The sequence below is a fragment of the Thermogymnomonas acidicola genome (assembly GCF_014646795.1).
GTDB classification, from domain to species: Archaea; Thermoplasmatota; Thermoplasmata; order Thermoplasmatales; family Thermoplasmataceae; genus Thermogymnomonas; species Thermogymnomonas acidicola.
Genome location: NZ_BMNY01000003.1, coordinates 208,638 through 218,879, shown reverse-complemented (window position 1 = coordinate 218,879; position 10,242 = coordinate 208,638). Strand labels below are relative to the sequence as shown.

The following is a 10,242-nucleotide window of genomic DNA, read 5'->3' as shown; positions in this document are numbered from 1 at the left end:
TACATTCCCTTTTCCGAGGGAGTGTATGGTAAGTTTCCTGGAAGAAGCAGGAAATCTCCACCGTGAGGTGGAGATGCCCAGTCCGTGAGGGCGGGGTAGTTCACTTCCCGCTACCGCGCCGTCCTGGTGGAATTCCATATCCAGCCTTCTTAAATCAGCACAACGGGCTACCTGAAATGCAGGCCCCTCAGTTTCCCACCCTGGCGAAGATGCTCTCACTGGTGCTGTAACCGTTCACAACCCTCACGCTGGACGCAGCAATCCCCCCCTGGCCTGGCCAGGGCTCCAGGACATACACCGACCCACTGGTAGTGTTCCTCTCGTAGGCGTCCCTCCAGAGGATGCCGTTGGGGTAGGAGATGAAACCGGGCCCGAAGGACCTGAAGTGCAGGCCCTGGGAACCCGGGCCTTCCACCGTGACGACCATCTCAGAGACGTTCCCACCAGGGCCGTGGAGCAGTTCGACAGACACGATCCTTGCTCCTGAATCATGGACATGGAACGCAGGGAATGTGCAGACCGCGGCCACCGCTACCGCCACGGCGGCGTACCTGGCCACCCTGAGTACGCGCTGGCGCGTCCCCTTCGAGGCCCCTCCTGGCCTCTCCCAGAGGAATATCACGGGCACGAGGAGCATGGGCCAGAAGGCGAGGTAGTTGAAGAGAAGCCTGTAGTTGAAGAACATCACCAGGATCGGGAAGACAGGGAAAGAGAGGGCGAGACGCCTGAAGTCCACCGCATACAGTATGGCGAGGAGGGCCTCCAAGACGGCCATCAGCATGGTGAAGTAGCCCTTTGAGAGCAGGTAGATGCCGGTGAAGGAGATCAGGCTAGGCCCCTGGCCGATCCAAATGAGTGCCCCAGTCTCCGGCCTGGCTACCTCGCTGAGGAATGAGGCTGGAGAGGCGGCGATGTAGGGCAGGTCTATGGCCATGAAGGAGAGCACCGAGGAGAGGGCGAAGATGGCCGCCGACCTCCACCCACGCTGCCTGACCAGGTAGACCAGCATGAAGGGCGCCACAAGCAACGGTATCTGCTTGGCCGCAACGGAAAGGCCATAGGATACGCCTGAGGCGAGTGTGCTCCTCGCCATCAATATTTCTGAGAGCAGGAGGAAGAACACCCAGACGGTGTCCATGTCCCCGTTGGAGGCCAGTGAGACCAGTCCGAAGTCCATAAGGATCATGGCCACGGCGAGCGCACCGGCCCATGCCCCCTCCCTCTTCCATGCCACCATATATACGAGCACCAGGGAAACCAGAAAGAAGGTAAGGGGCACCACGCCGGCATCTGCGTGCACGATGTCGAAGGGGAGCATCACCAGAAACGAGAGTGCCGGGTAGTCCATGCCGCTGAAGAACCCGCCGGAGAGGAGGGGAGTGAGGTCCGCCAGTGGCACGTGCTGCACGACCAGGGACTGCGCTATGTTTGCAGTGTAAGGGTCAATGCCCCTGAGTGCCAGGTGTGAAGCGTAGTAGTCCAGGAAGATCTCGTCCGTCTGGAACTGGCCCGTCTGCGAGAGGTGCAGCCAGGAGAAGAGTACGACCAGGGCCATCAGGGAAGCAAATCCCGCCTGTTGCTTCTTTGCTGTCCATGCCGCGATGACTGCGGCAGAGGCTGCCACCGACACCGCTGTGACGGCATATGTGCCCGAGTATGCGGAGGGCAGTGTTACCAGGAAAACGGTGAACGCCACCGAGGCCGGCGCTATGACCGTGGAGTACCTCAGCACGCTGTCCTGTCCAGTGTCAGGTGCAGGCCTCGAGGCCCTGAGGAATATGAAGAATGACATGAGGACGAGTGCCCAGCTCACTGCATCCGAGGCCATGTTCAGGTAACCGAATGAGACCCAGACAAGGTAGGAGGCGTACAGCAGGGCTGAACCGAGGCCGACCATGAGGAGTGGCCTGGCTACTGCGCTCCTCTGCATCATGGGGAGACCTCCCTTAGCACAACGTCCACGTGGCCACTGTACGGGGCGCTCAGAGTAACATCTGCCAGGTACACAGGCACCACGAACTCCACCTGCCCCTGGCTGCCCAGGTGGGGCCTCAGCACCAGGTCAGATATCCCATCACTTCCCCTGAGGGTATCGTTAATGGAACCATTGACAACGACGTATGTGCCAGGGGGGAGGAACCCTGTGGTGTAGTTACAGTACCCCGTGCCGGAAGATACTGGTTCCAGCTGCACATTCACCGGGGAGAACGCCACAGGCCCTGAGTGCTGGCCCAGGGATATCAGTGTGAGGCCGTCCTCCTCAGAGACTATGCTGTATTCACCGCTGAGAAGGGCGTAGTTGAACCACGTCTGGAAGTAGGTGACTGCGCCAGGGGATATCACTGCCCCGGGATAGAACCACTTGCTGTAAGGGTTTGCCAGGGAGTAGTTGAAGTCCAGCTCCGGCACCGGGCTCCAGGGCATGACAACGTTGTTGACCGTGGCGAGCTGCGGCTCATCGTTCTGCAATAGTACTGTCGTGCCTGGAGGCACCATGCGCACCATGGCCCACATGTAGGTGTCGTACTGCTTGGGTTCCATCTGTGACAGTGTGTATGGTGGTATTACATTTGACAGGTTAGGGTCGTGGCCATAGGTGTACTGGTAGGTGAAGGCCTCTCCCACGGGGCTGAAGAGGGAGTAGGTTATGAGCGATACCGCAAGCACCGCGAACAGTGCATACTTCGCCCTGCCACTCCCGATCTTAGAGCGGAGGAAAGCGTAACCCTTTGCCGCTGAATATATGATGACCGGTGAGTATAGGGCAGGGTACTGGTAGAGCGTCACGGTGAAGTACGGCGTGTACGAGTAGGCTGCAACGAACAGGACGTATGGTATGAACATTATCGCCGATCTGGGCGACAGGAGGTACATGAACAGGGGAGGTATGGACATGAGGATAAACCACATTACCTTCCTGGTCAGTAGGGGGCCCCCAGGGTCGGAGACCATAGAGAGTATGGAGCCATGCCCACCGAGGTGGAGCCAGTTCAGCAGGTACCCCGGCCCGAAGTAAAGCGATACTGCAAGGAATACAAGTGCACCTGCTGAGGCCGGCAGGACCGTGTACGGGATGCACCTCTTGCCCCTGTACCGCCCCTCTATTACTGCGTAGACTGCGAAGGCGAACATGATCAGTGGCACCATGAGGTCGGTTATGGTTGCCAGAACAGCAGTGACGCCGAATAGCGCCTTCCTGTCTGAAACGTAGGCGTAGAGGCACAGCAGGAAGAAGGTGGGGAAGAGCGCCATGAAGTGGAAGTCGAACCAGTTCACGCCCGCCAGTGGGAAGTAAAGCAGATAGGAGGAGGCAATGAGCAGGGCCTCCGTCTTCTCCATTCCCAGTTTCCTGGAGGCCAGGAACAGGGGCACGGCCCCCAGTGGGATCCAGATGGACTGGAAAACGAGGAGGAATTCAGGCCTTGGGTCTATGTCGTAGAACGGTGCAAGGACGAGGTAGATGAGCTTCTGCACCTGTATTGGCCTGGGATCCGCTGCGGTACCTATTATGCCGCCATGGAATGCCTTGTATATGGTCGCCGATGCAACGCCAAGGTCGAATACCGCGGCCCCGAAGTGCAGGTACCTCATGAGCGAGATGTAAGACCAGACCGCGGAGTATACCGCTATCTCGGCGATGAGGATCCACTCTTGGTATCCCAGCCTCCGGGCCACGGCACTGCATCTGAATTTATCAATATATGAGTTTTTGATAAAGTATGCTGAAATACAAAAGTGTCTACCTGCCTATCAGCCACCGTACGCTGCGGGCCTTATGTCCAGGGAACAGCCGGACACCGCACTCACCCGGAGTGACACGTTTCCCCCAAGGCCTGGCGTGACCTCAACGCTGAGCTGCATGGATGAGTCCTCCACCTGCCCCTGGCTTGCGTTCACGTAGGAACCCTGTGAATCTATGAGCTCCACGCTCACTGGCGCCGTTGAGTTCACGGAGATAATGAAAGACAGAGTCCATGAGGCTTCCGTGCCATTCACACGGGTCTGGAGGTCGAGGTTCCCTGGCCCCTCCGACACAGCCTCAAGGTAACCCGGATGATAATGGAAGACCCATGTGCCGTTGGAGTGGGCGAGCCAGCCAGGGTACGGGTCTTTGCTGTTGTACGTTGGGTAAGCCAGCTCAGGGTCACTGACCGGCGTAACACCGCTGACAGAGAGGCCGCCTGAGTTCAGGAAGGAAATGGAGGTGTTGTCGGTCACGAACAGCCTGAACGGTCTTCCGTCCGGGAGTAGGTCCACATAGCTCTGCGGGAAAATCGTCACGTTGTTATAACCAGGCCTGAGGAGGGCTCCCCTAGTATCCGCGGCACCCTTCATGGGGTCCGGTGTCCATATCAGGCCGTTTGCGTTCATGGTCTCGCCGTATGGTATTATCCTGAAGCCCACGTACGTGTCCTGCGTGCCCGTATACAGCACGGACACATCCATCTCTGTTATGTACCCTGTCACGTTGTAGGGGTCAGAGTAAGACCTTATGGATATCACCTTCAGGTCCTGGGATTTCTCGTATGCCTCCTGGGAGTGGAGGCCAAGTGGCACCGCAACAACAAGGATCAGAACGGCTATGGATGCGGCAAGCGCCTTCTTCCTTAGCGTGCCCGCAACCCTGTGCGCCCGCAACGGTTTCCTGCCCAGTGCAAGCATTGCCGCTGGTACGGACCACACAAGCACATATTCTGGGAGCACCCTGTAGTTCAGGAACATGACTATTGCAGGGAATACGACGAAAGAGAGGCGCAGTCTCTCGTACCAGAGGGCATAAGCGGTAAGGAGCATCGAGTAGGATGCGAACAGCGCTATGGTGAACACACGGGGGGCGATGCTTGCCAGGGCAAGGAATGAGAGCTCGGACACCCCGAAGCCCACCCCTATGGCCCCCTGGCTCAGTGAGTGCTCCATTGCGTGTATGAAGGACCCTGGTGACATGGCCAGGAACGGCCCGTTTATCACCGAGAAAGATACTATGGAGAGGGCAAGGTACCTGATGAGGCCCTTCCTGCCATTCTCCCTGAAATGGAACACAGCGAGGAACGGGACAAGGAGGGCCGGTATCTGGTTGAACGAGGCCGCAAGCCCGCTGAAGATGCCGGAGATTGAGGGCCTCTCCGAGGACGAGAGGGAGAGTATGACGAACATTATCCATATGGTAGCCGAAGAGAAGTAGAAGGCAAAGCCCGCCAGCTCGGCGAATAGCGCGATGGAGAAAAGCATGAGGTCATACCTCTCCTCCAGGGCTATCCCGTTCTTGCGCATGTAGAGATAGTATGCTGTAAAGCTGACAGCCACAGGCACCTCGTATAGAACGAGGGGGTTCAGGTGCAGGGCCACCTCCAGCAAGAAATAGAGGGGGACTAGGCCAGGGTATATGAAGGCCGTGACGAAACCCCCGTCCAGGGTAGGCGTGAACCAGAAGGTCGGGTAGCTGGATGATTGCAGGTAAGACCCTATCACTCCCGGCCTGTATGGGTCTTCACGGTGGAGTAGCGCGATGGCAGCATACCTGTCGATTATGACCTCATCCGTTATCCTCACCGGGTGGAAGTACCCAACTATGCTCAGCGCAGCGGCAATTGCAAGTGCCAGTGACAGGTAGGAGAGCCAGGTGGTCAGCCTCGAACCATAACTTTCTGAGGCGGAGAGCACTATGAGTGCTATGCCCAGTGAGAAGAGGGACCATACAAGGGCAAGCGACGCAGTGTCAAGGTAGCCAAAGATGGCCCAGGAGACCCAAGCCAGGTTCATCGAGAAGAGGCCTGTGCCCAGGGGAAGAAGCCTCCTGCTGACCGCGCCCTCCACCGAAGCCATCTGGTCAGTATTGCCTTGGACAAATTTCAAACTTACCCTCCGTTTCACCCCGAAGGCCCGTCGTTCCGATAAAAGGCTTTATAATAAATACTGATAAATCATGAGAATGCCGATTTACGAAGTTGGGGAGCACGAGATACTCAGGGAAGAGGCGGAGGTCGTGGACGGGGAAACCGTTGTGGCGCAGGGGACACTCTACCTCACAGACAGGAGGATAATATACGAGAGGAGGGGCAGGAGGGGTCTCATAAGGGCGGTCCCCCCGAAGATAATCCTAGACGTTTACCTGTACGACATTTCCAACGTGAGCATTGCAGTCCCCAGGCTGAAGCTATTCACGAGGAAGGAGATGGAGATCGAGTACAGGAAGGACGGCCAGAAGAACAAGATCGTGTTCAGGCTCAGCGACCCGCAGAGGTGGGACACTGAAATAAGGAAGTGGATCAATGATGCCAAGATCAAGAAAGAGGAGGAGATGAAGAGGGAGGAGGAGGAAAGGCACAGGAGGGAGGTTGAGCTGGCCAAGGCCAGGGCCCCCAGGGCCAATATAGGCATGGCGTACTTCGGGAAGGGCCCGGCCCAGGGCCAGGAACAGAAGCCGCAGGATGCAAACGTGTATGATGCGGAGGTCAGGGACATAGAGGAGCCCAAGAGGCTGGGCGAGGAGAAGAGGCTGCCCCAAAAGTGCCCAAGGTGCGGCTCCGACCTGCCGGCAGGTGCGAAGTTCTGCCCAAACTGCGGGCAGGAGCTCTAGGCGGGTATTCACTATTGTATGACTTCGTATTTTACCGACTAATATTTTAATAAAAGTAATTTGATCCCCCATCAAATGACGATGAAGAGGTTCGTTGTACTTCCTACATACAGGGAGGCACAGAGTCTCTCGAGCCTCCTCATTCGACTGGCACCCTTCCAGGTGATCGTTGTAGACGACGAGACGGATGAGCAGACCATGGAGGTGGTGTCCAAGTTCGGGAATGTGACCCTCATATCAAGGCCAAGGAAGCAGGGCCTTGTTTCTGCCGTCATAGTTGGCATGCAGGAGGCTGTCCGCAGGGGTGCAGACTACGTGGCCGTGATGGACGCGGACGGACAGCATGACCCGGCATACCTTGAGGAAATGTTCACGTTTGCTGAGCAGAACCACCACGACCTCGTGCTCGGCTCGAGGTACATAAAGGACAGGAGGGCAGGCATAGTCGGGCTACCACTGATAAGGCGGATTATCTCCAGGGGGGCTAACCTCCTCTTCAGCATGAGCTTCGGCCCCCGCGTAAAGGACGCGACCACAGGCTACAGGATATACTCCAGGGCTGCATGTGAGTACCTCATCGCCAACAGGCCCAGGCACGGCTCCTACACGGGCCAGGTCGAGATCGTTGACAAGGTCTACAGTGCAGGCATGAGCATAGCCGAGTACCCTATAATGTTCTATGCGAGGAGGGAGGGCCAGAGCAAGTTAAGGCTGAGGGACATAATCTCCTTCTACATCTTCGCCATAACGCATGGAAACCTCTGGAAGTACCTTGTTGTCGGTGCTTCAGGCGTGGTTGTGAGCGAGCTTGTCCTGTATGCGCTCTCGCTGCACATAAACTACATAGCAGCTGAGGTCCTGGCCATAGAGGTGTCCATAGTGAGCAACTTCATACTCAACGACAGGTGGACCTTCAGCAACAGGAGGCTTAAGAGGACTGTGAAGAACGTTGTGCTCAGGTTCTTCCAGCACAACGGGGCATCACTGCTCGCCAGCGCCATCAACTTCGCGGTCTTCATGCTCCTGGCGCTTGTGGGCATAAACATACTGCTGTCCAACTTTGTGGGGATCAACGCCGCCTTCGCATTCAGGTACGTTGTGTCCGCGCAGTTCATATGGAGCGGCCACTAACAATTTAATACTCACCTGGCTTTTTTGCTCGATGGAACTAAGGGAAGTGAAAAGCTACCTGGAGACCGGGGCAGATGTGAGGAAGAGCCTTGATGCATCAGTGGTTCTCGAAACTGGAAAGATGATCGCTGATGCCATAAGGGACGGCGGCAAGCTCATCCTCTTCGGAAACGGTGGCAGCGCTGCGGACTCGCAGCACATTGCGGCCGAGCTGGTTGGCAGGTTCGAAAAGGAGGGTAGGCCTCTGCCGGCCATGGCCCTGACCACGAACACATCATCGCTGACGGCAATAGGCAACGACTACTCGTATGAAGAGGTGTTCAGCAGGCAGGTGCGTGCCTTTGCCCGAAGGGGCGATGTGGTCGTGGGTATCAGCACCAGCGGCAACTCCAGGAACGTGATAGCCGGGATCCAGGCGGCTAAGGAGATGGGCTGCAGGACCATAGGCCTAACGGGTTCTGGCGGAGGGAAGCTTCTCTCGCTTGTGGACGCCTGCATCAGGGTTCCCTCGGACAGGACATCGATAATACAGGAGGTGCACATAGCGATTGGGCACATATGGTCAAAGATCGTAGAGGACGAGCTTAGGTGAAAGGTTTTAATGATTTCCACAATCACAAGACGATGGAGAGCCTATCAGGGATGAATATCCTCGTGACAGGTGGTGCTGGGTTCATAGGTACCAACCTGGTGCTGTCGCTTGCAGGGGAAAACAGGGTCACTGTCATAGACAACCTCCACACGGGCTCCGAGGAGAACCTGAAAGAGGTCAGGGACAGGGTGGAGTTCATCAGGGGAGATGCCAAGGACGCCCCTGGGCTTAAGCATGGCTTTGATCTCATATTCCACCTTGGCTTCTATTCCGCCTCGCCGATGTACAGGAACAACCCGATGCTCGTGGGCGAGGTGGTGAACGGCATGATCGGCATCCTGGAGCTGGCCAGGAGGGTGCAGTGCCCGGTTGTCTTCTCCTCCACGTCCTCAATATACAACGGAATTAAGCCGCCACACAGGGAAGACGCGCAGCCGCTGGTCACCGACTTCTATACAGAGGCGAGGATCGCAGCGGAGCGCATATCACAGCTGTACAACCAGCTCTACGACCTTAACGTTGCTGCGATGCGCTTCTTCTCGGTCTACGGAAAGTACGAGAGGGCCAAGAACGGGTATGCGAACCTTGCGACCCAGTTCCTCTGGGACATGAAGGCCGGGAGGCAGCCGGTCATCTACGGAAACGGGAAGCAGAGGAGGGACTTTGTGTATGCAGGGGATGTTGTGGAGGCCCTTGTCAGGGCTACAAAGGTGAAGGGCTTCAGGGTCTACAACGTGGGCTATGGAAAAAACTATTCCCTCAACGAACTGGTGGCGAAGCTGAACAGCCTCCTCGGCACAGAGATAGAGCCGAAGTACGTGCCGATGCCCATTAAGAACTACGTGATGGAAACACTTGCGGACACCAGCAGGGCGGAGAGTGAGATAGGCTTCAGGGCGAGGGTGGGCCTGGACGAGGGCCTCAGGATAATAAACGACTTCTATGGCAGAGTATGAAGAGGAGGATGATCATATCCAAGACGCCACTCAGGATAACGTTCACCGGTGGCGGCACAGACCTGCCTGAATACTACAGGAACTTCGGGGAAGGGGCGGTCATATCAGCGTCCATTAACAAGTATATCTACATAGTGGTGAACAAGAAGTTCGATGACAGGATAAGGGTGTCCTACTCTGTCACCGAGATAGTGGACAGGGTTGACCAGATAAGGCACCCCACCGTGAGGGAGGCCCTGAGGCTCCTCAACATCGACGGCGGGATAGAGATCGTGAGCATAAGCGACATACCTTCCACAGGCACTGGCCTCGGTTCCAGCAGCACCTTCCTCGTGGGCCTCCTCCATGCCCTCCACGCCTACAGTGGCGAGTACGTATCGCAGAGGGAACTGGCAGAGGAGGCCGTGAAGATCGAGAGGGAGATACTGCGGGAGCCGGGTGGTAAGCAGGACCAGTACATGGCCGCCTACGGCGGCATCCAGTTCCTGAAGTTCCTGCCAGACGAGAACGTCGTGGTGAGGCCCGTTATCATCCCTGAGGAGGCCAGGGAGAGGCTGTGGAGGTCACTCTTCCTCATGTACACAGGCATAGAGAGGCGCTCACAGGACATACACAGGGAGCAGTCATCAAAGGTGTCCGAGAACGTCGATTCCTACAGGGAGATGGTACGCATAACCGAGGAACTCTATAAGAGGCTCAGCAGAGGAGAAGTGGACAGCCTCGGTGAGAGCCTCCACAGGAACTGGATGCTGAAGAAGACACTGGCAGGGTCAATCAGCTCCGGTTGGATCGACGAGCTCTACGAGAGGGCCATGTCAAACGGGGCCAGGGGAGGCAAGCTAATAGGAGCCGGAGGGGGAGGATTCCTGCTATTCCATGCCCCGGATGTTGATAGAAGGAATTTCGTTTCTAAGTTCCCGGAACTCAGGGAGGAGCCGTTCGCCTTTGACTACCAGGGGAGCCAGATAATATTCGTCGGTGACTGA

8 protein-coding genes are annotated in these 10,242 nt (G+C 56.9%); 5 read left to right on the top strand and 3 right to left on the bottom strand.

Annotated features, from left to right (window positions below; translation table 11 throughout):
• Positions 1 to 187: 187 nt before the first annotated feature.
• From IEW66_RS08500 to IEW66_RS08490, 3 genes are all read right to left on the bottom strand, one after another.
• Positions 188 to 1,933, bottom strand: a complete 1,746-nt coding sequence (locus IEW66_RS08500; RefSeq protein ID WP_188681798.1) for a hypothetical protein — start codon at positions 1,931 to 1,933, stop codon at positions 188 to 190.
• Complete coding sequence (locus IEW66_RS08495) at positions 1,930 to 3,675, bottom strand: DUF2079 domain-containing protein (RefSeq protein WP_188681797.1); 1,746 nt, start codon at positions 3,673 to 3,675, stop codon at positions 1,930 to 1,932. Before IEW66_RS08495 ends, IEW66_RS08500 begins: the two co-directional genes overlap by 4 nt.
• Before the next feature lie 75 nt (positions 3,676 to 3,750).
• The gene (locus IEW66_RS08490) at positions 3,751 to 5,823 is read right to left on the bottom strand and encodes a hypothetical protein (protein WP_188681796.1); all 2,073 of its coding nucleotides are present in this window, start codon (positions 5,821 to 5,823) and stop codon (positions 3,751 to 3,753) included.
• A 106-nt stretch (positions 5,824 to 5,929) separates the two neighbouring features.
• On the opposite strand from IEW66_RS08490, the gene IEW66_RS08485 reads away from it, so the two are divergent.
• From IEW66_RS08485 to IEW66_RS08465, 5 genes are all read left to right on the top strand, one after another.
• Positions 5,930 to 6,577 (top strand): zinc ribbon domain-containing protein, encoded by a 648-nt coding sequence (locus IEW66_RS08485; RefSeq protein WP_188681795.1) that lies wholly within the window; start codon positions 5,930 to 5,932, stop codon positions 6,575 to 6,577.
• A gap of 75 nt (positions 6,578 to 6,652) precedes the next feature.
• Complete coding sequence (locus tag IEW66_RS08480) at positions 6,653 to 7,708, top strand: glycosyltransferase (RefSeq protein ID WP_188681794.1); 1,056 nt, start codon at positions 6,653 to 6,655, stop codon at positions 7,706 to 7,708.
• Between the two features lie 31 nt (positions 7,709 to 7,739).
• Entirely contained in the window at positions 7,740 to 8,300 is a 561-nt protein-coding gene (locus IEW66_RS08475) for a D-sedoheptulose-7-phosphate isomerase (RefSeq protein WP_188681793.1), read from the top strand.
• 32 nt (positions 8,301 to 8,332) lie between these two features.
• A complete protein-coding gene (locus IEW66_RS08470) occupies positions 8,333 to 9,256 on the top strand; it encodes an NAD-dependent epimerase/dehydratase family protein (protein ID WP_229657585.1) in 924 nt (307 codons plus the stop codon).
• Positions 9,257 to 9,264: 8 nt separating this feature from the next.
• Positions 9,265 to 10,242, top strand: coding sequence for a GHMP family kinase ATP-binding protein (locus IEW66_RS08465; RefSeq protein WP_188681810.1), 978 nt, complete (start codon positions 9,265 to 9,267; stop codon positions 10,240 to 10,242).

What these genes read in the sequence shown, in the direction of transcription:
- IEW66_RS08500 (WP_188681798.1), bottom strand. Translation starts at nt 1,933, where the DNA reads ATGATGCAGAGGAGCGCAGTAGCCAGGCCACTCCTCATGGTCGGCCTC.
- IEW66_RS08490 (WP_188681796.1), bottom strand. Translation starts at nt 5,823, where the DNA reads ATGGCTTCGGTGGAGGGCGCGGTCAGCAGGAGGCTTCTTCCCCTGGGC.
- IEW66_RS08485 (WP_188681795.1), top strand. Translation starts at nt 5,930, where the DNA reads ATGCCGATTTACGAAGTTGGGGAGCACGAGATACTCAGGGAAGAGGCG.
- IEW66_RS08480 (WP_188681794.1), top strand. Translation starts at nt 6,653, where the DNA reads ATGACGATGAAGAGGTTCGTTGTACTTCCTACATACAGGGAGGCACAG.
- IEW66_RS08475 (WP_188681793.1), top strand. Translation starts at nt 7,740, where the DNA reads ATGGAACTAAGGGAAGTGAAAAGCTACCTGGAGACCGGGGCAGATGTG.
- IEW66_RS08470 (WP_229657585.1), top strand. Translation starts at nt 8,333, where the DNA reads ATGGAGAGCCTATCAGGGATGAATATCCTCGTGACAGGTGGTGCTGGG.
- IEW66_RS08465 (WP_188681810.1), top strand. Translation starts at nt 9,265, where the DNA reads ATGATCATATCCAAGACGCCACTCAGGATAACGTTCACCGGTGGCGGC.